This window comes from Rhodococcus sp. 14-2496-1d, assembly GCF_002259365.1.
In the GTDB taxonomy this organism is placed as follows: domain Bacteria; phylum Actinomycetota; class Actinomycetes; order Mycobacteriales; family Mycobacteriaceae; genus Rhodococcoides.
Genome location: NZ_NPFV01000016.1, coordinates 163,395 through 184,201 on the forward strand (window position 1 = coordinate 163,395; position 20,807 = coordinate 184,201).

At 65.1% G+C, this 20,807-nt stretch carries 20 protein-coding genes; 7 read left to right on the top strand and 13 right to left on the bottom strand.

The genetic code is table 11. The annotated features are described in order from the left end of the window. Positions 1–16: 16 nt before the first annotated feature. Positions 17–1,018 carry a phenylacetaldoxime dehydratase family protein gene (locus CH296_RS11770; protein ID WP_094646530.1) on the bottom strand — a complete coding sequence of 334 codons (1,002 nt, stop codon included), beginning with the start codon at positions 1,016–1,018 and terminating at the stop codon, positions 17–19. Then, on the bottom strand, positions 1,011–2,069 hold the full coding sequence (locus CH296_RS11775; protein ID WP_094646531.1) for a carbon-nitrogen hydrolase family protein: 1,059 nt from the start codon (positions 2,067–2,069) through the stop codon (positions 1,011–1,013). The genes CH296_RS11770 and CH296_RS11775 overlap by 8 nt, the downstream gene beginning before the upstream one ends. 291 nt (positions 2,070–2,360) lie before the next feature. On the opposite strand from CH296_RS11775, the gene styD reads away from it, so the two are divergent. The 6 genes from styD to CH296_RS11805 all read left to right on the top strand — a co-directional run bounded on the left by styD (position 2,361) and on the right by CH296_RS11805 (position 10,250). Beyond that, entirely contained in the window at positions 2,361–3,845 is a 1,485-nt protein-coding gene (styD, locus tag CH296_RS11780; protein ID WP_094684813.1) for a phenylacetaldehyde dehydrogenase StyD, read from the top strand. Positions 3,846–4,099: 254 nt separating this feature from the next. Further along, positions 4,100–4,669: a TetR/AcrR family transcriptional regulator gene (locus CH296_RS11785; RefSeq protein WP_094684862.1), complete on the top strand. Its 570-nt coding sequence runs from the start codon at positions 4,100–4,102 to the stop codon at positions 4,667–4,669. A gap of 89 nt (positions 4,670–4,758) precedes the next feature. Continuing rightward, positions 4,759–6,705, top strand: coding sequence for a primary-amine oxidase (locus CH296_RS11790; protein ID WP_094684814.1), 1,947 nt, complete (start codon positions 4,759–4,761; stop codon positions 6,703–6,705). After that, positions 6,698–8,113 (top strand): APC family permease, encoded by a 1,416-nt coding sequence (locus CH296_RS11795; RefSeq protein WP_094684815.1) that lies wholly within the window; start codon positions 6,698–6,700, stop codon positions 8,111–8,113. Before CH296_RS11790 ends, CH296_RS11795 begins: the two co-directional genes overlap by 8 nt. An 11-nt stretch (positions 8,114–8,124) precedes the next feature. Beyond that, entirely contained in the window at positions 8,125–8,601 is a 477-nt protein-coding gene (locus CH296_RS11800) for a DUF5134 domain-containing protein (protein ID WP_094684816.1), read from the top strand. A 128-nt stretch (positions 8,602–8,729) separates the two neighbouring features. Beyond that, positions 8,730–10,250, top strand: coding sequence for a GMC family oxidoreductase (locus CH296_RS11805; protein ID WP_094684817.1), 1,521 nt, complete (start codon positions 8,730–8,732; stop codon positions 10,248–10,250). 40 nt (positions 10,251–10,290) lie between these two features. On the opposite strand, the gene CH296_RS11810 is transcribed toward CH296_RS11805, so the two are convergent. The 11 genes from CH296_RS11810 to CH296_RS11860 form a co-directional block, all read right to left on the bottom strand. Further along, positions 10,291–11,196, bottom strand: a complete 906-nt coding sequence (locus tag CH296_RS11810; RefSeq protein WP_094684818.1) for a helix-turn-helix domain-containing protein — start codon at positions 11,194–11,196, stop codon at positions 10,291–10,293. Between the two features lies 1 nt (position 11,197). Then, complete coding sequence (paaK, locus tag CH296_RS11815; protein WP_094684819.1) at positions 11,198–12,505, bottom strand: phenylacetate--CoA ligase PaaK; 1,308 nt, start codon at positions 12,503–12,505, stop codon at positions 11,198–11,200. Between the two features lie 17 nt (positions 12,506–12,522). Next, a complete protein-coding gene (gene paaE, locus CH296_RS11820; protein WP_094684820.1) occupies positions 12,523–13,617 on the bottom strand; it encodes a 1,2-phenylacetyl-CoA epoxidase subunit PaaE in 1,095 nt (364 codons plus the stop codon). Further along, positions 13,617–14,078, bottom strand: a complete 462-nt coding sequence (gene paaD / locus CH296_RS11825; protein WP_068054497.1) for a 1,2-phenylacetyl-CoA epoxidase subunit PaaD — start codon at positions 14,076–14,078, stop codon at positions 13,617–13,619. Before paaD ends, paaE begins: the two co-directional genes overlap by 1 nt. Positions 14,079–14,119: 41 nt before the next feature. After that, positions 14,120–15,037: a 1,2-phenylacetyl-CoA epoxidase subunit PaaC gene (paaC, locus tag CH296_RS11830; protein ID WP_094684821.1), complete on the bottom strand. Its 918-nt coding sequence runs from the start codon at positions 15,035–15,037 to the stop codon at positions 14,120–14,122. A 28-nt stretch (positions 15,038–15,065) separates the two neighbouring features. Next, positions 15,066–15,428 carry a 1,2-phenylacetyl-CoA epoxidase subunit PaaB gene (paaB, locus tag CH296_RS11835; protein WP_032404451.1) on the bottom strand — a complete coding sequence of 121 codons (363 nt, stop codon included), beginning with the start codon at positions 15,426–15,428 and terminating at the stop codon, positions 15,066–15,068. After that, the gene (gene paaA, locus CH296_RS11840; RefSeq protein WP_032379887.1) at positions 15,425–16,372 is read right to left on the bottom strand and encodes a 1,2-phenylacetyl-CoA epoxidase subunit PaaA; all 948 of its coding nucleotides are present in this window, start codon (positions 16,370–16,372) and stop codon (positions 15,425–15,427) included. The genes paaB and paaA overlap by 4 nt, the downstream gene beginning before the upstream one ends. A gap of 129 nt (positions 16,373–16,501) precedes the next feature. Beyond that, positions 16,502–17,272 carry an enoyl-CoA hydratase/isomerase family protein gene (locus CH296_RS11845; RefSeq protein ID WP_045198180.1) on the bottom strand — a complete coding sequence of 257 codons (771 nt, stop codon included), beginning with the start codon at positions 17,270–17,272 and terminating at the stop codon, positions 16,502–16,504. Beyond that, complete coding sequence (locus tag CH296_RS11850; protein ID WP_094684822.1) at positions 17,269–18,120, bottom strand: 3-hydroxyacyl-CoA dehydrogenase family protein; 852 nt, start codon at positions 18,118–18,120, stop codon at positions 17,269–17,271. Before CH296_RS11850 ends, CH296_RS11845 begins: the two co-directional genes overlap by 4 nt. Beyond that, on the bottom strand, positions 18,117–18,839 hold the full coding sequence (locus CH296_RS11855; protein WP_032404454.1) for an enoyl-CoA hydratase/isomerase family protein: 723 nt from the start codon (positions 18,837–18,839) through the stop codon (positions 18,117–18,119). The genes CH296_RS11850 and CH296_RS11855 overlap by 4 nt, the downstream gene beginning before the upstream one ends. Beyond that, positions 18,836–20,035, bottom strand: a complete 1,200-nt coding sequence (locus tag CH296_RS11860; RefSeq protein WP_094684823.1) for a thiolase family protein — start codon at positions 20,033–20,035, stop codon at positions 18,836–18,838. Before CH296_RS11860 ends, CH296_RS11855 begins: the two co-directional genes overlap by 4 nt. 111 nt (positions 20,036–20,146) lie before the next feature. On the opposite strand from CH296_RS11860, the gene CH296_RS11865 reads away from it, so the two are divergent. Further along, positions 20,147–20,758: a TetR/AcrR family transcriptional regulator gene (locus tag CH296_RS11865; protein WP_032380646.1), complete on the top strand. Its 612-nt coding sequence runs from the start codon at positions 20,147–20,149 to the stop codon at positions 20,756–20,758. Positions 20,759–20,807 lie beyond the last annotated feature (49 nt).

Below are 20,807 nucleotides of genomic sequence, written 5' to 3' on the forward strand. Positions count from 1 at the left end.
GGTACCTCCCGTCCGGTCACAGAGTAGAACGCTCGGCAGCGGTGCGCAGTAGACCGGTGCGGTCGTGGCAGCCGAAGTACTCGAAGTACTGCTCGTCCGCCGCCGCGACGGTCACTTCGTGATAGAGCCTCAGGGCGGCTGCGGGGCCCATCGTCGACAGATACTTCAGCGCGGCACCGAAGATGGCCACGTGCGTCGGATGCGACTCGGCCCATGCCTCCAGATCGCTCAGGCTGCGCCACCAACTCATACCGAACGATTTGTCGGTATCGGTGCCGTCGTCGGTCACGACGGTCATGTACCGATTGGCGAAGCATCCGATGGCCAGTCCGTCGTCGCGGAGAAAGTCCATGCCGGCACGCAATACCGGTTCGACGTCCCGCAGGTACATCTCTCGTTCGGCCCCGGCGGTATCGGCCCAATCCTGCCCGGATCGGATGAGGCAGAGGTTCTCCTGCGGCATGATCCTGACTCTGTCGCCCTCGCGCACCACCCGAGGCTCCCCGCTGGGAGCAAGCGAGTCACTCTGCGACAACGGGATTCGATCTCGAACCCCGCCCCAGTAGGCATGCTCGACGATGGTTCCACTGAGTGAATCGGTCAGAGTGGCAACACCTTCCATTCGTCCGGTGGACGAGAACAGCGTCTCGTAACGGTCGACGGTCGGTCTGATGATCTCGACGAAGCGGCCTCGGACGCTCGTCCAGTGCCGGCCGACGGTGTCGAACCAGCGGTCGAAGGCGGCCACGTCGTCCCAGTAGCCGATGAACACCGTCGTGTCGATGCCCTCCTCGTCGGTGTAGCGCGCCCGGTCCGTCCGGGGTGGGCCGTCGTCACCCCACGGGGAGGCGTCGGGTACGCCCTGTATTCCGAAGTAGCCCATCACGACTCGCTCGGTCGATACCGGAAAGCGAGCCACGTACGACGGGAAGGGCGGCTGGTAGCTCTCGGGTGTTCTGCGCGGACACGACCGTGGAACGACGAGGTGATCGGGTATCGCGGATTCGAGCTCAGACACGGGCGGCGTCCTCGTCGTGAGCGAGCTGCTCGGTGATCTCGAGCCGTACCTCGGCGGCGACGTCCTCGGTGGAGTCGTAGCGCGCGTTCGCCACTGGCTGCGCACCCGACACGACGCGGTCGCCGGGAGTCTTGTCGAGCCACAGTCTCGTCACATCCGGACGCGAGTAGTGGCCGGCCGGGTCGGCGGCGGCCTTGGCGATGGAAATCAGGCTGGTGTCGATGTCGGCGAACACCAGGCCTTCGGCGTCGGGGGCGAGCGGTTCGTGCATCAATTGGCCGTCGGGAGCGAAGATGCGGGCATGCCCGCCGCCCGCGGTGAGCATCGCGCGCTTGGCGTCGTCGGTGCACATGATGTCGATCATCTCGGGCGAGACCGTCGCGCACGGACTGATGACGAAACAGCCGCCTTCGACGGCGTAGATGCGGCTGGCGGCCGTGTTGACCTCTGGCCCGAGGGCGTAGGCCGCTCCGGTGTAGAGCGAGAAGCTGGGCCAGGCTCCGATGTGAACCTGCTCGTTCTGGGCGTACATCGCGTACTTCGACAGCGGCTGCAAGTGCTCCCAGCAGCACAGTGCGCCGACTCGTCCGAGGTCCGTGTCGTACACCGACAGATCCGATCCGTCGCCCTCGCCGTAGACGGTGCGTTCGACGTGAGTCGGCTTGAGCTTGCGACGCATAGCGACGGTCTTGCCTTCCGCGTCGATGATCCACTGGGCGATGTAGAGACTGGCCTTGTATCGCTCGCTCAGGCCCATCGCGATCATGATGTGGTTGTCTTTGGCGGCCTGCGCAATTCGAGCTGCTTGCGGAGTTCCGTACTCGAGCGAGTTGTCGAAATAGCGCTGTGTGAACTGAAATCCCCATGCCGGGGCGTCGAGCCAGATGTACCAGGGATAGCCGGGCAGGTAGGTCTCGGGAAACGCGACGAGCTCGGCTCCGGCGCGAGCTGCGTCCTCGATCAGGCCGATCGCCTTGTCGATCGAGGCGTCGAGATCGAGAAAGATCGGCGCGGCCTGGACTGCTGCGGCGCGGAACTGATGGTGGTTCATGGACGGGCCTTTCGTTGGGAGTGCCCCAGTTTTGCCTGCTGAAAGGCCATTCGATGGCCTCGAAGTGTCGGAAAAATTGACTCTCCGTCGCACGGTCGGATACCGAAACATTGCGGTAACCGGGACCTCGTGTGTGGACACACGATCGTCACGCGTGGAGCTCGATGGGCGGTGCGCATCTGCCGCACAATGTGTGCGCGATCACACAAGACCTTCTCGTAGGCACGGGCGCAGTCTGGAGCAGACACGCCACAGGTGCCGCGATCGGCACCCGAGAAGGAGCCAAGAAACATGACTGCAGTACAGGAATCGGCCGCACCGTCGTTGCCGACCGGCACCGCCACCGAGCTCTACATCGCCGGGCAGTGGCGCGGCGCATCCGACGGTGGCACCTTCACCGACATCAACCCCACGACGGAACAGCCCCTGGCCGAGGTTGCTGCGGCTAGCGCGTCGGACGTCGATGCAGCGGTGCGCGCGGCCCGGGCCCAGCTCGGTGGTGAGTGGGGCGCGACTCCTGGAGCAGTCCGCGGGAAGCTGCTCAACCGGATTGCCGATCTCATCGAGCGCGACGGCGACCTGCTCGCTCGACTCGAGGCCCTCGACGTCGGCAAGCCGGTGGGTCAACCGGCGATGCTCGACATTCCCAATTCAGCAGCCACTTTCCGGCACTTCGCCGGCTGGGCAGACAAGATCACCGGCAGCTCCATTCCCACTGCGGGATACTTCGGGCAGCCGACGCACTCGTACACCGTTCGCGAGCCCGTCGGCGTGATCGGCATGATCGTCCCGTGGAACACGCCGCTGATGATCGCCGGATGGAAGCTCGCGCCCGCACTGGCCGCAGGAAACACCGTAGTGATCAAGCCGCCGGAGGACGCACCGCTGTCGATCCTGCACCTGGCTCGACTGATCGACGAGGCGGGCGTACCTGCGGGAGTCGTCAATGTTGTTCCAGGACTGGGAGAAGTGACCGGCGACGCGCTGGTCGGTCACCCGGACGTCGACAAGATCAGCTTCACCGGAAGTCCTCGAGTCGGCAAGCTCATCGCAAAGAAGGCTGCCGACACGTTCAAGCGGACCACCCTCGAACTCGGCGGCAAGTCGCCGCAGATCATCCTCGAGGACGCGGACCTCGAGGCAGCGATCAACGGAACCGCGATGGGCCTGTTCTTCAACCAGGGCCAGGTGTGTGCGGCCGGCACCCGAGTGTTGGTGCATCGCTCGCTGTACTCACAGGTGGTCGACGGTCTGGCCGCTGCTGCGTCGGCTCAGGTGGTGGGCGATCCCTTCGATCCGTCGACGACCATGGGCGCACTCGTCAACGCCACGCAGCGCGACAGCGTGCTGGGGTACATCCAGGCCGGACGCGACGGCGGTGCCCGAGTGGCGGCCGGAGGTGGCCGTCCCGACGGGGCCGGGTATTTCGTCGAGCCGACCATCTTCGCCGACGCCGACAACGGCATGAAGATCGCCCAGGAGGAGATCTTCGGGCCCGTCGGTACGGTGATTCCGTTCGACACCGCGGACGAAGCGATCCGCATCGCCAACGACACCGTGTACGGACTGGCCGCCTCGATCTGGACCCGAGACGTGTCGAGGGCGCACACCCTGGCCGCGCAGGTCCGCTCCGGCGCGGTATGGGTGAACGGTTGGGCGGCAATCGATCCCGCACTCCCGTGGGGCGGCATGAAATCCAGTGGCACGGGCCGTGAGCTCGGGTGGGCGGGCATCGAGGCCAATACCGAGGAGAAGGTCGTGACGATCGTTCTGTAGAGCCCCCGCAGGTGAGCGGGAGTGGAGCCTGCGGAACGACCCATGTGAGTGGAACTTCGTAGCAGGGGTCGAAGTTCCGCTCACCTGGGGTAACGCGGTGTTTACCGAAGGAAACTCGATTCGTAACGAGTAGGCCTCAAGCTTTGATTCAACGGACGTAGAACAACGTGCGAACGGATCGGAAGGCGATGATGACGATGCCCGAACCCTAGGTCCGAGCAGGGAGCCGCTACCGTAGGGCTGTGCCCAAGCTCGTGGATCACGACGAACGCCGCCGCGCGATCACCGCGGCAACGTGGCGTCTGATCGCTGCCAAGGGGATCGATGCCGCGAACATGCGGGACATCGCGACCGAGGCGGGATACACGAACGGCGCGCTGAGCCACTACTTCGCGGGTAAGGACGAGATTCTCCGAACCGCGTTCGAGCACGTCTTCGAGGCTACGAACCGACGGATCGACGAAGCTCTCGGCAACGCAACGGGATTCGATGCCCTCCGCATCTTCTGCCGAGAAGTGATGCCGACGACCGAAGAGACTCTGCTCGAGGCGAGAATTGCAGTCTCGCTGTGGCAGCGCGCGATGTACGACGAGCACATGGACGACACGAACCGTCGATCCCTGGTGTCGTGGCGGGCGCGGATGGCGGAATTTCTCGAGCAGGCTCGCGCAGAAGGCGACGCCGGCGACTTCGATGTCGATCTCGCCGTCGAAATGTTGCTCAACATGATGATGGGTATGCAGATTCTCGGCGTGCTCACCCCCGACGACACCACTGCCGACCGGCAGTTCGAGATGCTCGACCGGTTCATAGCTCAGCTGTAGCCACCCCTGCCGGCAGGCGAATCCTGCAATGCCGCATGCCTTCGTTATTCAACGTACGTAGAATCAAAACCAGACCCCGAGGACCACCCATGCCAACCCTCACGCCCCACGCAATCGACCACGCTCTGTCGTTGCCCACCGAAGACGAGATCGCACAGGTTCGAGACATCGTCGACACCGCCGGATTCGTCACGGCCGCAACGCGGTTCGTCTACGTCGGACTGGACGAACCGGACAAGGCCGAGTTGTACGTCTCCGAACCGACCACCCGGCGGACCTTCCGGGTGCTGTTGCACGACATTTCGACGCCCGATGCCGTCGACCTTCTGGTCTCCCTCGACGAGCGTCGGGTGATCGGCTCCACCCGCCTCGACGCCATCCGTGACGGCCAGATGCCGGTTCTCGACGAGGAATTCGAGCTCGTCGAGAATGTGCTCTCCACCGACCCGGACTGGCTCGCCGCACTGGCCGCGCGCGGACTCGACGTGGCCGACGTTCGAGTGGCACCCCTGTCGGCAGGCGTGTTCGACTACCCGGGCGAGCGTGGCCGACGCATACTCCGTGGCCTGGCTTTTCGGCAGGACCACCCCGCCGATCACGCGTGGGCCCATCCCATAGACGGGCTGGTCGCGTTCGTGGACGTGATGAATCGGACGGTGGACAAGGTTGTCGACCTGGGCGTGGTTCCCATCCCGGAAGAGTCGGGAAACTTCGACGATCCGGCCGTCACCGGTCCGCTGCGCACCACGCAGAAGCCGATCGAGATCACTCAACCCGAGGGTCCGAGCTTCACGGTTCGAGGCAATCGCGTCGACTGGGAGAAGTGGTCCTTCCGAGTCGGCTTCGATGTGCGTGAAGGTCTGGTTCTGCACCAGATCGGGTTCGAGGACGACGGTATCGTCCGGCCGATCATCCACCGCGCTTCGATCGCCGAAATGGTTGTGCCCTATGGGGACCCATCCCCGGTGCGGTCGTGGCAGAACTACTTCGACACCGGTGAGTATCTGGTGGGACGGTACGCGAATTCACTCGAACTCGGCTGTGACTGCGTCGGGGACATCACGTATTTCGATGCTGTGATCGCGGATGAATTCGGCAATCCGAAGACGCTGCCGAATGCCGTGTGCATGCATGAGGAGGACTTCGGGGTGTTGTGGAAGCACACCGATCTGTGGTCGGGTTCGCAGGAGACCCGGCGTCAGCGACGTCTCGTGATCTCCTTCTTCACCACCATCGGCAACTACGACTACGGATTCTTCTGGTACCTGTACCTCGACGGCAGCATCGAATTCGAGGTCAAGGCAACAGGAATCGTCTTCACCTCCGGGCATCCCGGTGGCGACTACCCCTACGCGACAGAGATCGCCCCGGGGCTCGGTGCGCCGTGCCACCAGCACCTGTTCAGTGCGCGACTGGACATGATGATCGACGGCATCGGCAACTCCGTCGAGGAGATCGAGACCCGCCGAGTACCGATGGGCCTGGACAACCTGCACGGCAATGCCTTTGCTCTGCAACACACCCCGCTGGCCACGGAATCGGAGGCCCAACGCGTCGCCGACGGCAGGGTCGGCCGCGTCTGGCACGTCACCAATCCCACCTCCTCGAGCCGGCTCGGAAAGCCCGTCGGATATACATTGCATCCCGAGGGGCAGCCGCTGCTGTTGGCCGACGACAACTCGTCGATCGCGCGACGCGCCACGTTCGCCACCAAGCATCTCTGGGTGACGCAGTTCGACCGAAGCGAACGGTATGCCGCAGGTGATTTCGTCAATCAGCACCACGGGGGAGCGGGCCTGCCGGCCTTCGTCGCCTCGAACCGTAGCCTCGTCGACGAGGACATCGTGCTGTGGCACACCTTCGGGCTGACCCACTTCCCGAGGCCCGAGGATTGGCCGATCATGCCGGTGGACTACACCGGCTTCAAACTGAAGCCTGCGGGATTCTTCGACCGCAACCCCACCCTCGACGTGCCCCGCTCGAGTTCTTCGCACTGCGCCGCATCGAGCTGCGAGGGCGGCGAGCAGAATGTCTGATACACAGTCGAGTTCGGCAGGCGTACTGCGCGGTTCCATCGGCGTCGTCGGGATCGTGTTCCTGGTCATCGCCGCTGCGGCGCCGCTGACCGCCATCGGTGGAGCCTTACCGGTCATGATCGCGACCGGCAACGGGGCGGGCGCTCCACTCGCCTACATAGTCGCGGCGATCGTCCTGCTGATCTTCAGCGTCGGATACGCGGCCATGAGCCGACACATGGTGGACACGGGCGCGTTCTACGCGTACGTGGAGAAGGGGCTCGGGAGAACCATGGGCCTCGGCGCCGCGGGTCTGGCGCTGCTGACGTACACGGCTGTTCAGGCGGGGATCTATGGCCTCGCTGCATCGACCGTCGACAGCCTGGTGGTGAAGTACGGGGGTCCCGACCTGCCGTGGTGGGTCTGGGCGCTCGGCCTCCTCGCGATCGTCGCGACGCTCGGGTACCGCAGCATCGATCTCGGTGCCAAGGTCCTCGGGGTACTGCTGGTGCTCGAGATCGGCATCATCGTGATGCTGTCGGTCGCGGTGTTCGCCAAGGGTGGTGCCGCCGGCATCGACGTCGAATCCTTCACTCCCTCGGCCTTCTTCAGTGGATCCCCGGGAATCGCCCTGATGTTCGCCATTGCGTCGTTCATCGGCTTCGAGGCCACCGCGATCTACGGCGAGGAAGCCCGCAACCCCACCCGGACGGTTCCGATCGCGACCTACGCCGCGGTCGTCACCATCGGTCTGGTGTATGCGGTCTCGAGTTGGGCGGTGGTGCTTGCCTTCGGCAGTTCGTCCGTCGCGCAGGCCGCGACCGACGACACGGCAGGGCTGACCTTCGCCGCTGCCGCCCAGTACCTGGGCCCGATGGCGGCGGACATCATGGAAATCATGCTGGTCACCAGCCTCTTCGCTGCCCTGCTTGCGTTCCACAACGCGATCGGACGGTACGTGTTCGCGCTGGCCCGCAAGGGTGTCGCCCCGTCGATGTTGGCGCGCACCCACTCTCGGCACGGCTCCCCGCACCTGGGATCACTGTTCCAGACCGTCTCGGCGGCGGTGGTTCTCGTGGTCTTCGCGGCAGCAGGCGCCGACCCGGTGCTGGAACTGTTCACGTGGATGTCCGGACTTGCCACCGTGAGCATCCTGGTTCTGATGATCCTCACCGGAGGCGCGATCATCGCGTTCTTCCGTCGATCGACCGTCGATACGCGTACCTGGCACACCGTTGTCGCCCCGGCGCTCGGAACCGTTGGGTTGGTGGGGATTCTCGGTCTGGTGCTGGACAATTTCACACTGCTCATCGGCGGTTCAGGGGTGCTCGCCGCGCTGCTGTTGGTCGTCGTGGCGGTGTTCTTCGCGGCGGGAACGGTCACGGCGCGGATGACTCGGCGGCGCACTCCCGAATCCACGGCGGTCTGAGACCCGTGCTCATGACGGTGCTGATGGCGCTCGGTGCAGTGGGTGCCGTTCTTCCGCTGCTCGGACGCGGCCACCACACGGGGCGGGTGCGGTGGGCACACCTGTGCATGGGCACTGTCATGGTCGCCATGGTGGCCCTCGGTGCCGACCCGTCCATGGCGCTGATCTCGATACTCGCTCTTGTTGCGGCTGCCGTACACGTCACCGCAGACCGGCAGAACAGAACACGGTCGATCCCGTGCGCTGTGGACCTGACCTGTATGGCCGTGCTGCTGATGATGCTGTCGCCGATGCACTCCCACGCGGAACCGCAGTCGTCGATGCGGCACGAGCATGGAGTCGAAGTGGATCCGAGAATCATCGCCGCGCTGCTCCTGGTGGGGTGGATGGCCGTGACGATCCACCTGCTGCGCACGAACCCGCCCGGGCGACGAGTGACAGCAGGTTCCGCGCTGATGATCCTGGGAATGGCACCGATGGCCTTCTGACCGAGCTCGCTCCGATCGTCGCTCTTCTCGGTGCGCATCTGACCCACAATGTGTGCGCGCAGCGACATGTATGGGCTCGCAGATTCGGCCACTGTTGTGTCGACGGTCACAACAGAAAGAAGTAGCGCATGTCGACGGATTACATCGTAGTGGGAGCAGGATCAGCGGGAAGTGTCATCGCCAGGAGGCTGCTCGATGCCGGTCACACCGTGCACGTGATCGAGGCCGGACCTGTGGATACCGATCCGGCGATCCACTCACCGCAGGGCTGGCCGACGCTGTTGGGAGGCTCGCAGGACTGGGGACTGTTCACCACTCCGCAGAAGCACGCCAACGATCGACGGATCTTCTGGCCGCGCGGACGCGTACTCGGCGGCAGCTCGTCCCTCAACGGAATGATCTACGTACGAGGGCATTCCAGCGACTACGACGGGTGGGCGTCCGCGACCGGCGATGCCGGGTGGGCCTGGGAGAACGTGCTGCCGCTGTTCAAGCGTTCGGAGTCGCACGAACTCGGGGCCAACGAGTTCCACGGCGGCGACGGGCCACTGCCGGTGTCCATCATGGGTACCCCGCATCCACTGGCGGCGGCCTTCGTCGACGCGGCCGTCGAACACGGGCACAAGCTGATCGACGACTTCAACGCCGACGAGATGGTGGGTGCCGGCTACAACCACACCACTACTCGCGACGGCGAACGGATGAGTGCGTGGAAGAGCTTCGTAGGCCCGGTGATCGGGCATCCTGACCTGACTGTCACCACCGGGGCACTCGTTCACCGGGTGGTTCTCGAGAACGGCCGTGCGGTGGGAATCGAGTACAGCCGCGGGGGTTCCGAGGTGGAGCGCTCGTTCGCGGATCACGAGGTGATCCTCTGCGGTGGAGCTCTCGGATCACCGAAGACTTTGCTGCTCAGTGGAATCGGACCCGCCGCGCACTTGACCGAACTCGGGATCGACACGGTCGTGGACCTGCCGGGTGTTGGCGAGAATCTGCACGACCACCTGCTGCTGAGCAACATCTACGAGTCCCTCGCGCCGCTCGCAGCCGGTACGAACAATCTGCTCGAGGCGCAGCTCTACGCCCGCAGCAATGGATGGGCCGGCGCTGCACCGGATCTGCAGCCCCTGTTCATGCACATTCCGTACCCGGCCGACGGATACCCGGTGCCCGAGAACGGCTACACCATCGCACCCGGCATCGTCGCTCCCCGCTCGCGCGGGACGTTGCGGTTGGCGTCATCGGACCCGAGTGAACTGCCACTGGCGGATCCGAACATTCTGGCCGATCCGTACGACCTCGAAGCGATGGTCGACGCGGTGGAGATCTGCCGCGAGATCGGTGCGTCCGACGCTTTCGCACCGTGGCGTAAGGCCGAGGTGGTTCCGGGACCGAGCGCGCGTACTCGTGACGACCTGCGGGCCTATGTTCGACAGGCCGCCGGCACGTACCACCATCAGGTCGGCACCTGCAAGATGGGTGCGGACTCGGATCCCAATGCTGTTGTCGGAGCCAATCTTCGAGTGCGTGGCGTCGAGGGGCTGCGGGTCGCGGACGCGTCGATCATGCCCACGGTGCCATCGGGCAACACCAACGCGCCGTCCATCATGGTCGGTGAGCGGGCCTCGGATCTGATTCTGGGGAGGTAGATCGTACGGGCGGGGCCTGCGGAGGATGCGCCGGCCCCGCTCAGCCGGTGCGGTACTCCCGCGGCGACATCCCGTACGTCTCCTTGAACAGTTTCGAGAAGTTCGAGGAATCGATCAAACCGTGACGCGCACAGATGGTTCCGATGCTGTCCGCGGCGAATCGAGGGTCGCGGAGATCGCGATGGCAGCGATCGAGCCGCCTGGATCTGATCCATCCGGCCACCGTGCGACCGTCGGACTCGAAGAGCTTCTGTAGGTAGCGCGTCGAGATGTGCAGGCGCGCAGCGAGAGAGGCCGTGGACAGCGAGGGATCGGACAGGTGCGATTCGACGAGGCCCCTGGCCTCGATCAGCAGTGTCGAACCCGGAGCCTCGTGGGGTGTTGCGTCGTCGAGAGCGGCACCGAGAAGATCGAGTACCGCGTGCTCGAGCATCGGCGTGGTGGGCAGAGTGCCGTCGAGGGCGTTGCGGCGCAGGGTATGCAGAAAAGGCGACACCAACGCGCCCACGCCGCGGGCACCCTCGATGCACCGCGCCGCCACAGTGGTCAGTTCACGAGAGTCGATACGCAGTTCTCGACGCGGGAACATCACGACGAACATCTCGAAATTGCCGGCGAAATGCAGCTCGTACGGGGCGCTGGTGTCGTACACCGCGAAGTCACCCGGGTTCAGCACGGCCTCGCGCTCGTTCTGAACGATCGTGCCGCGCCCCGTCAGCTGAAGACCGACCTTGATCAAGCCCGGATCGGACCGCCGGATGGTCGCGCGGGTCCGCCGGACGTCGACCTCGCGGCCGGTCACCTCGCTCAGTTGCAAGGCCCCCAGCGTCGACGACACCAGCGTGCCCTCGAACGACGACGGCCCGGTGGACACAGCGTCCAACGGCACGAACGCCGTCGAGACGTTCTCGCGCCATTGCTCGAAACTCTGTGCCACCGGGCTCATGTCATACGGCTGGACGGTTGTCGATCAGACGGCGAGCCTTGCCGATGGAACGCTCGAGGGCCGCGGGTGCGACGACGTCGACCGCAACGCTCACGCCGATGCGATCCTTGACGAGCTTCTTCAGTGTCGCCGCTGCTGGTGCGTGCGAGTCGAGTGCGGCGTCGGGGCGGGCCTCGACGAGAACGGTCAACGAGTCCATGCGGCCTGCCCTCTCGAGCACGCACTGGAACTGCGGTGCCAGCACGGGCACGGTCAGGATCAGCTCTTCGATCTGCGTCGGGAAGAGGTTGACGCCGCGCAGAATGATCATGTCGTCGGTACGGCCGGTGACCTTCTGCATCCGACGCATCGTGCGGGCCGTGCCCGGCAGCAGTCGCGTCAGATCGCGGGTGCGGTACCGGATGATCGGCATCGCTTCCTTGGACAACGACGTGAACACCAGTTCACCCTCCTCGCCGTCGGGCAGGACTTCGCCGGTCACCGGGTCGATGACCTCCGGGTAGAAATGATCCTCCCAGATGTGGAGTCCGTCCTTGGTTTCGACGCATTCCATCGCGACGCCAGGCCCCATCACCTCGGACAGGCCGTAGATGTCGACGGCGTCCATGTCGAGAGTCTTCTCGATCTCCTTGCGCATCTCCTCGGTCCACGGCTCCGCGCCGAAGACACCGGTCTTCAGTGAGGTCTTGGCCGGGTCGATGCCCTTCTTGATCATCGCGTCCACGATCGTGAGCATGTACGACGGTGTGACCATGATGGCGTCGGGCTCGAAGTCCTCGATGAGCTGGATCTGACGATCGGTCATACCGCCGGACATCGGAATGACGGTGCAGCCCAGACGTTCCGCGCCGTAGTGCGCGCCGAGGCCGCCGGTGAACAGTCCGTAGCCGTAGGCCACGTGCACCTTGTCGGACGGCTTCACCCCGCCGGCACGAAGGCTGCGAGCGATGAGGTCGGCCCAGTTGCTGATGTCGTTCGCGGTGTAGCCGACGACGGTGGGTCGGCCGGTGGTTCCCGAGGACGCGTGAATGCGCGAGACCTGGTTCTGCGGGACGGCGAACATGCCGAACGGGTAGTTCTCCCGCAGATCGGCCTTGGCGGTGAACGGGAACTTCGCCAGATCCGACAGGTCCTTCAGATCGGTCGGATGCACCCCCGCGCCGTCGAAGGCCTTCTTGTAATGAGCAACGTTGTCGTACGCATGCTGCAGTGACCACTGCAGGCGCTCCAACTGCAGGGTGGAGATCCGATCGCGAGACGCGAACTCGATATCGGGGGTATCGGTGGGGGCGGACAGCACACTGGTCATGATTGCTCTCTCGTGTCTCAGGCGTCGAAGTCGACGGTCACGGTGTCGCTGAGGGGGAAGGTCTGGCAGGTGAGCACGAAGCCGGCAGCGACCTCGTTGTCTTCGAGGGCGTAGTTGCGGCGCATGTCGACCTCGCCGAAGGTGACCTTCGCGCGGCAGGTGCCACACACGCCGCCCTTGCACGCGAAGGGGAGATCGGAGCGCAGCTGCTCACCGGAATCGAGGATCGACTCGTCCTGGGGGAGAGTGCCCGTCACGGAGCGGCCGTCGAGGGTGATCGTGACCTCGCTGCTCGGTCCGGTCACGCCGGGTTCGCGATGCTTCTCCTGGGGTGGCGGAACATCGTCGACGTAGAAGAGTTCGGCATGGACGTTGTCCTTGGCCACGCCGAGATCGCCGAGTACCTGCTGGGCGTCGGTCACCATTCCGAACGGACCGCACAGCCAGAAGTGATCGATCTCGGGGGTCGCGACGACGGAGTCGAGTATCTCGCGCAACCGGTCGGCGTCGAGTCTTCCGCTGAACAGTTCGACCTCGCGCGGTTCCCTGGACAGGACGTGAATGACGTCGAACCGGCTGCCGTACTGATCCTTGAGATCGGCGATCTCCTCGGCGAACATCACCGATCTGGTACGCCGATTGCCGTACAGCAGAACGACTTCGGCGTCGGGGTTCGCCAACACCGAAGCGGCGATCGAGAGCATCGGGGTGATGCCCGAGCCGGCTGCGATGAGCACGTGTCGGCCGCCTGCGGCCGGGTCGGCGTGAAAACTACCGCTCGGGCCCTGGACGTCGATTCGATCGCCTGCCTTGACGTCGTGGACCAACCACGAGGAGAACAGGCCGTCGCTCACCTCCCGCACACCGACGCGGGGACGCGCGCCCACCGGTGCGCAGATCGAGTAGGAGCGACGGTGCTCGACGCCGTCCACCGTGCGGCTGAGCATCAGGGATTGCCCTGGGCGAAAGTCGAATTCGTCCGTGAGGTGTTCTGGCACGTCGAACGTGACGGCGACGGCGTCGTCGCACAGTGGCTCGACATCCGCGACGGTCAACGTGTGAAAAGGCTTGTTCCGCAGATTCTTCTGTACGGGTTCAGCGGTGACGGTCATCAAATTTCCTTCACGTGGTCGAAGGGCTCGAGGCAGTCGTCGCACCGGTACTGGGCTTTGCAGAGGGTGGCACCGAACTCGGAGGTGAGGCGGGTATTGGTGGAAGTGCACTGGGGGCAGGCGATCTGCCGCGGCTTCACTGTCAGGGTCAACGGGACCGGACCACTCGTCCGCGCCGGGGCGGGGCCGGGTACGGAGTAGCCGGCTTCGCGAAGCTTGCGCAGGCCCTCCTCGGAGATCCAGTCGGTGCTCCACGCGGGGGAGAGGCTGGTGACGATCTCGACCTCGGAGTAGCCGTGGTCGGTGAGCTTGTGCGCGATGTCGTCGCGCATCGTCGCCATCGCCGGGCATCCTGAGTACGTCGGTGTGATCGTGACGAGCACACTGCCGTTCTCGCGTACCTCGACGTCGCGCAGGACGCCGAGGTCGTCGAGAGTGAGCAGCGGCATCTCGGGATCCATGACGGTGGCGGCGATCTCGCGTGCCGTTCGTTCGAGAGTGGTCACCAGACTCCCTCCGGATGCGCTCTCGCCACGACCTGCATCTCGGCGATCAGCGGCCCGAATGCCTCGGTGTGGATACCTCGCCTGCCTCCACGGCCGCCGATGGTGCCCACGGACTTGCCCTCGGGTGCCTCCAACTCGGCGGCGTGCAGCACCTGTGCCAGAACGGAATCGAACTCCTCGCGCACGTCGCGTGGGTCGACGCCGACACCGACCTTCGCGAGTGCGATTTCCTCGTCCGTCGGCACGAACAGTTCGGAGACGTACGGCCAGATCCGAGCCACCGCGTCGCGGACGCGTCGCTTCGATTCCTCCGTGCCGCAGCCCAGAGTGACGACCCAGCGTGCCGAGTAGTCGCGGTGGTACGTCAGCTCTTTGACGCCCTTGTTCGCAACCGCGGCGAGAACGGGATCGCGGGAATCCTGCAGCCGAGTGAAGAGTGCGAGACGCCACGTCGAGAACACCAGAAGGCGCACCTGAGATTTGGCGAAATCACCGTTGTCGAGCTCGGTGAGTCGTACGTTCCGGAAGTCGGCCTCGTCGCGGAAGAACGTGAGCGCGTCCTCGGCCGGTGCGGGAGAGGTGTCCGAAATGAACGGCACGACCGTGGGATCGGCTTTGGCGGCGCGGGCCAGCAGTAGCCGGGCCTGGCCGAGGAGATCGAGGCCGACGTTGGCCAGGGCGACTTCTTCTTCGAGTTCGGGCGCGCGGGTGCTCCACTGCGCGAGACGCTGTGAGCTGATCAGCGCGTCGTCGCCGAGCATGAGGCAGTACGCGGCAAGGGCTTTCGGGTCGACGTCGTCGGGCACGGTGGTGTCGACCCCGGCAAGTGGGTCGTCGAAGCTCGTCCCGAATGCCCACTGCCCGTGCGAATTCTCGTCGACGAGGCCCTCGTAGGCGCTGTCGTGATCAGTCATGAGTGCGTGTCCTCTTGAAGTGTGGGTCTCACATGTGGGGAACGTTGTCGGGGATCTCGTAGAACGTCGGGTGGCGGTACACCTTGTCGCCACTCGGAGCGAAGAACGGATCCTTCTCCGACGGCGACGACGCGACGATCGAGTTGGACGGAACCACCCAGATGCTGACGCCTTCGTTGCGTCGGGTGTAGACGTCGCGAGCATGCCGCAGCGCCATGTGGTCGTCGGCGGCGTGCAGCGATCCGACATGCACGTGGTTCAGGCCGCGCTTGCCGCGCAGGAACACCTCGTACAGCGGCCAATCGGCTTTGACTGCTTCTCTTTTCGGCTCGACCGGAACACCCTCGGTGGGCACCGCTCCGTGGCCGCCCTCGGCGGTGAATTCGGTCATGATGCTGCGTTCCTTTCGGCGAATGCGGTTGCGGCCTCACGGACCCAGGCTCCGCCGTCGTGAGCTGCGCGCCGGTTCGCGATGCGCTCGACGTTGGAGGCACCGTTGCCCTTGATCACCTGCATGAACTCGGACCAGTCGGGCTCGCCGAAATCGTGCGACTTGCGCTCCTCGTTCCACTTCAGGTCCGGGTCGGGGAACGTGACGCCCAGGGCCTTCGCCTGCGGGATGGACATGTCGACGAAGCGTTGGCGCAGTTCGTCGTTGGTGTGGCGCTTGATGCCCCACTTCATCGACTGCTCGGTGTTGGGGGACTCGTCGTCCGGCGGGCCGAACATCATCAGAGCCGGCCACCACCAGCGGTTGACTGATTCCTGAACCATGGCGCGCTGTTCGTCGGTGCCGCGCATCATCGTGGCGAGCAGTTCGTAGCCCTGTCGCTGATGGAACGACTCCTCTTTGCAGACGCGGATCATCGCGCGTGCGTACGGGCCGAAGCTGCTGCGGCACAAGGGAACCTGGTTGCAGATCGCTGCACCGTCGACGAGCCAGCCGATGGTGCCCACGTCGGCGTACGTCAGGGTGGGGTAGTTGAAGATCGAGGAGTACTTCTGCTTGCCCTCGATGAGCTTGACCGTCAGATCGGCGCGGTCTGCACCGAGCGTCTCGGCGGCGGAGTACAGGTAGAGGCCGTGGCCGGCTTCGTCCTGCACCTTGGCCATCAGGATCGCTTTGCGGCGCAGTGACGGCGCACGGGTGAGCCAGTTGCCCTCCGGCTGCATACCGATGATCTCGGAGTGCGCATGCTGGGCGATCTGGCGGATGAGCGACTTGCGGTAGCCGTCGGGCATCCAGTCGCGGGGCTCGACGCGCTGTTCGCGGGCAACGGTGTCGTCGAACCCGTCCTGCAGCGTCTCGGCGGACAAGGTGTTTGACGTGGTCATAAGTCCTACTTTCATTACCGAATGATCGGTTGGTAACCAGTATGCATCGAAGTGACCCCCGGCACAAGTGCGGTGAGAGCGGCTACGCCGCACGTGCACGGAAATTCGTAGCAGGGGTCGAACTTCTGCTCACATGCCGACGAAGGAGGCTCTCGTCTTGTTCAGGAACGCGTCGACGGCGGCCTTGTGGTCGGCGGTCTGGCCCAGGGCGGTCTGCGCCTGCGCCTCGCGGTCCAGTGCGTCGGACAGTCCGGAGCGCGCGATCAGCGACTTGACCTGCTTGTAGGCCTGGGTTGGTCCGGCTGCGAGTGACGCGGCCAGCGTGCGTGCTGTCTCGAGAACGTCGGCGTCGTCGACGACGCGATGTATCAGGCCCCAGTCGAGGGCCTGCGCGGCGGTGACCCTGTCGCCGAGCAGCATCAGACCCGCGGCCCGGCTCGATCCGAGTGCCTCGACCAGAGTGAAACTCAATCCCGAGTCACTGGCCAAGCCGATGCCGGTGAACGCCGTCGCGAACGTCGACTTGGTGCCCGCGACCCGAATATCTCCTGCGAGCGCGATTCCGAGACCGGCGCCGACGCAGGCGCCAGGAATGGCCACGACGATCGGTACGTCGAGCGCTGCGAGCCCTCGGATGACCGGGTTGTAGTGCTCACCGACGGTATCCATCGCTGTGGCCGGATCGGCCTCGAGCGCGGTGACATGCTCACCCAGATCCTGGCCGACGCAGAAGTTCTTGCCTTCGGCGGTGATGAGTACTGCGCGCACCTCGGGTGCGGCAGCGTTCTGGACGGCCTCCGCCAGCGCGACTTTTGTCGTCACGTCGAGGGCGTTGTGTGCCTCGGAGCGAGCGAGTGTGATGGTCGCCAGGCCGTCGGTGATGTCGAACCGTACCGTCATGCGTTCGTCCAATCGTGAAAGCCGCGACCGGACTTGCGTCCGATATCGCCGCGAGAAACCATGTCTCGCAACAACTGCGGGGGTGTGAACCTGTCGCCGAGGGTCGACGCCAGGTGTTCTGCGATCGCGAGCCGGACGTCCAACCCCACGAGGTCGGTCGACCGCAGCGGACCCATCGGGTGCTTGTAACCGAGTTCCATGGCGCGATCGATGGATTCGGCGTCGGCGACGCCTTCCTCCAACATCCGAATGGCTTCGAGCCCCAGGCAAACCCCGAGCCGTGACGTCGCGAATCCGGGGGAGTCGTTGACGAGCACCTCGGTCTTGCCCAGCAGCGACACCCACTGCCGTACTCGCTCCACCACGTCCGCGGCGGTGGCCGGCGCGCGCACGATCTCGACGAGAGTCGACGCCGGAACCGGATTGAAGAAGTGCATCCCGACGAAGCGACTCGGATCACTCAGCGCCGCACCGAGTTCGGCGATGGAAATAGAGCTCGTGTTCGACGCGATAACGGTCTCGGGCCCGGCGATCTTGTCGACGAGAGCAAGCACCTCGACCTTGAGTGACGGGATCTCGGGAACGGCTTCGACAACCAGGTCGAGTTCGGCCGGGAGATCCGCGGGCCCGGCGACGGTGGAGACCCGGGCGAGAATCGCATTGGGATCCTCGCTGAGTTTGCCGCGCTCGTGCGCCCGGTCGAGTCCGGTGGAGACTCGTCCGAGGGCGGCCTGCTGGTCGGCGGCTTCGGCGATGACGACGTTCGAGCCGAGAGCCGCGAACACCTGGGCAATACCGGCGCCCATGCGTCCACCACCGACGACGGCCACGTTAGAGGGAACTGTCATTTCTTCTTCTCCAGAAATGCCGTCATTCGGCGTTGTTTGTCTTCGGTCTCGAACAGCACGGCCTGCGCGATGTCGTCGGCCCACGGGTGCGAACCGGGCGCATCGAGAATCTTCTTGGTCAGCTTCAGTGCCAACGGTGCTTGCTTGGCGATGCGATCCGCGAGGGAATGCGCTGCGGCCAAGGGCTCGTCGACGACGTCCAGCACCAGGCCGGAGCGGAGTGCCACCTCGGCGTCGAGCGTCCGGCCACCGAGGAGAACCTGCTTCGCGACGGACACTCCCACCAGTGTCGGTAACCGGTAGCTGGCCCCGGCGGCAGCCATGATGCCCAGGCCCGGTTCGGGATTGCCGAACACGGCCGTCGGCGACGCGATGCGGATGTCGCAGGCGTAGGACAACTCTGCTCCACCGCCGAGCGCGTAACCGCGCACTGCTGCGATCGTCGGCAGGGGCAGTGCGGCGATGCGGTCGAACAGGTTTCGGTTGATGCCGCGCAATGCGTCGTCGCGGGTGCGGGCCCGCAGCTGATTGATGTCGGCACCCCCGGCGAAGTGCTCGCCCGCGCCGGTCAGGATGACGATTCTCGGATCCTGCTCCACGAGCGCGCACACCTCGTGCAACTCGCCGATCATCTCGGAATCAATTGCGTTGCGTTGCTTCTCGCGACTCAGAGTGACGACAACGCGGTCCGTCAGCTCCTCGACGACGAGCGTGTTCACGGTGCCTCGATCAACATCGACACGCCTTGCCCGACGCCGACGCAGAGCGTCGCGAGTCCGCGGGACGCTTTCTCACGTTCCATCCGGCCCAACAGCGTCAACAGAATTCGAGCACCCGACGAGCCGAGAGGGTGTCCGAGGGCGATGGCACCGCCGTCGGCATTGACGATGTTCTCGTCGAGCTTCAGCTGGCGGATGACGCCGAGGGACTGTGCCGCGAAGGCCTCGTTGAGTTCGACGGCACCGAGATCCTCGACCGACCATCCTGCGCGGGTGAGCGCCTTCTGTGTGGAGGGCACCGGCCCGAGCCCCATGATGTGCGGCGCGATACCGGCACTCGCGCTGGTGACGATGCGTCCGCGCACCTCGAGGCCGTACTTGTTCACGGCCTCCTCCGATGCCACCACCAGTGCCGATGCACCGTCGGTGAACGGCGAGGACGTTCCGGCGGTGACGATGCCGTTCTTGCGGAACACGGTCTTCAGGGTGCCGAGCTTCTCCACAGTGGTTCCGCGTCGCGGCGTCTCGTCCTCGGTGACCTCGCCGCTCTTGGTCGTGACGGGCACGATCTCGTCGGCGAAGCGTCCGGCGTCCTGGGCGGCGACGGCACGCTGCTGACTGCGGAACGCGAAGGCGTCGGACTCCTCGCGGGTAATGCCCTCGCTGAGCGCGACCTCCTCGGCGGTTTCGCCCATCGACAGGGTGATCTTGGGATCGGTCCCCGCGTCGTGGGAGGCGAAGGTCGGATTGGTGAATCGCCAGCCGAGGGCGGTGTCGAAGATGTCTCCGGGCTTGGCCCACGCCGTCCCCGGCTTCGCCATGACCCAGGGCGCGCGGGTCATGGACTCGACGCCACCGGCGACGATGATGTCGGCCTCACCGCTGCGAATGGTGCTCGCGGCGTTGGCCACTGCCGTCAGTCCGCTCGCGCACAGTCGGTTGACGGTGTAGCCCGGCACCGTGTGGGGGAGTCCTGCGAGCAGAACTGCCATTCTCGCCACGTCACGATTGTCCTCGCCCGCCTGGTTCGCGGCACCGAGAATCACTTCGTCGATTCGATCGACGGGCACGCCGGCTCGGCGGACGGCCTCGGCGACCACGATCCCCGCCAGGTCGTCGGGACGCACGGTCGACAGTGCGCCGCCGTAGCGTCCGTGCGGCGTGCGTGCGCCGGCCACGAGAAATACTTCGCCCACTTGAAATCTCCTCCGTACGGTTGCGTCATTAATAACCGAACATTCGGTTGTTTGTCAAGGTTTGCTGCCCACGGTGCTGTGGAATCGGGCACCGACTGAGAAGATGTGGCAATGACAACCGCACGCGCGCCGCGCAAGACCGGACAGCCAGGGCGGCCGGGATACGACCTGGACTCGCTCTTGGCAGTGGCGGTCAAGGTCTTCAACGACCGTGGATACGACGGCACCAGCATGGAAGTTCTGGCGAAGCGGCTCGGCATCACCAAGTCCTCGATCTATCACCATGTGTCCGGCAAGTCCGAGTTGCTCGAACTCGCGTTGTCGCGGGCTCTCAATGCGCTGTTCGCCGTGACGACCGAGGATCGGGCCACGACCGGGCGATACATCGACCGCCTCGAATACCTGGTGCGTCGCAGCGTGGACATCCTGTGTGCGGAGCTTCCCTACGTGACGCTGCTGCTGCGTGTGCGGGGCAACACCGACGTTGAGCGGCGGGCCCTCGCCCGTCGGCGCGAATTCGACTCGTTCGTCACCGGGCTCGTGGTGGCTGCGGCCGAGGAGGGCGACCTGCGTCCAGGGGTGGATCCCGCGCTGGCGTCCAAGCTCGTGTTCGGCACGGTCAACTCGCTGATCGAGTGGTATCGCCCGCGCACCGGCGGATCGGTCGAGGAATTGGCCGACGCCGTCGTGGCCCTGACCTTCGACGGCCTGCGCCGCACGTAGGGCGACAAGTCTTGACATCTCGGCGTCTGACGGCGATGGTAATTACCGA

What these genes read in the sequence shown, in the direction of transcription:
- CH296_RS11845 (WP_045198180.1), bottom strand. Translation starts at nt 17,272, where the DNA reads ATGACGGTACGGTTCGACATCACCGACGGCCTGGCGACCATCACACTC.
- styD (WP_094684813.1), top strand. Translation starts at nt 2,361, where the DNA reads ATGACTGCAGTACAGGAATCGGCCGCACCGTCGTTGCCGACCGGCACC.
- CH296_RS11800 (WP_094684816.1), top strand. Translation starts at nt 8,125, where the DNA reads ATGACGGTGCTGATGGCGCTCGGTGCAGTGGGTGCCGTTCTTCCGCTG.
- paaA (WP_032379887.1), bottom strand. Translation starts at nt 16,372, where the DNA reads ATGACCACGTCAAACACCTTGTCCGCCGAGACGCTGCAGGACGGGTTC.
- CH296_RS11795 (WP_094684815.1), top strand. Translation starts at nt 6,698, where the DNA reads ATGTCTGATACACAGTCGAGTTCGGCAGGCGTACTGCGCGGTTCCATC.
- CH296_RS11790 (WP_094684814.1), top strand. Translation starts at nt 4,759, where the DNA reads ATGCCAACCCTCACGCCCCACGCAATCGACCACGCTCTGTCGTTGCCC.
- paaB (WP_032404451.1), bottom strand. Translation starts at nt 15,428, where the DNA reads ATGACCGAATTCACCGCCGAGGGCGGCCACGGAGCGGTGCCCACCGAG.
- CH296_RS11865 (WP_032380646.1), top strand. Translation starts at nt 20,147, where the DNA reads ATGACAACCGCACGCGCGCCGCGCAAGACCGGACAGCCAGGGCGGCCG.
- paaE (WP_094684820.1), bottom strand. Translation starts at nt 13,617, where the DNA reads ATGACCGTCACCGCTGAACCCGTACAGAAGAATCTGCGGAACAAGCCT.
- paaC (WP_094684821.1), bottom strand. Translation starts at nt 15,037, where the DNA reads ATGACTGATCACGACAGCGCCTACGAGGGCCTCGTCGACGAGAATTCG.
- CH296_RS11850 (WP_094684822.1), bottom strand. Translation starts at nt 18,120, where the DNA reads ATGACAGTTCCCTCTAACGTGGCCGTCGTCGGTGGTGGACGCATGGGC.
- CH296_RS11775 (WP_094646531.1), bottom strand. Translation starts at nt 2,069, where the DNA reads ATGAACCACCATCAGTTCCGCGCCGCAGCAGTCCAGGCCGCGCCGATC.
- CH296_RS11805 (WP_094684817.1), top strand. Translation starts at nt 8,730, where the DNA reads ATGTCGACGGATTACATCGTAGTGGGAGCAGGATCAGCGGGAAGTGTC.
- paaD (WP_068054497.1), bottom strand. Translation starts at nt 14,078, where the DNA reads ATGGATCCCGAGATGCCGCTGCTCACTCTCGACGACCTCGGCGTCCTG.
- CH296_RS11810 (WP_094684818.1), bottom strand. Translation starts at nt 11,196, where the DNA reads ATGAGCCCGGTGGCACAGAGTTTCGAGCAATGGCGCGAGAACGTCTCG.
- paaK (WP_094684819.1), bottom strand. Translation starts at nt 12,505, where the DNA reads ATGACCAGTGTGCTGTCCGCCCCCACCGATACCCCCGATATCGAGTTC.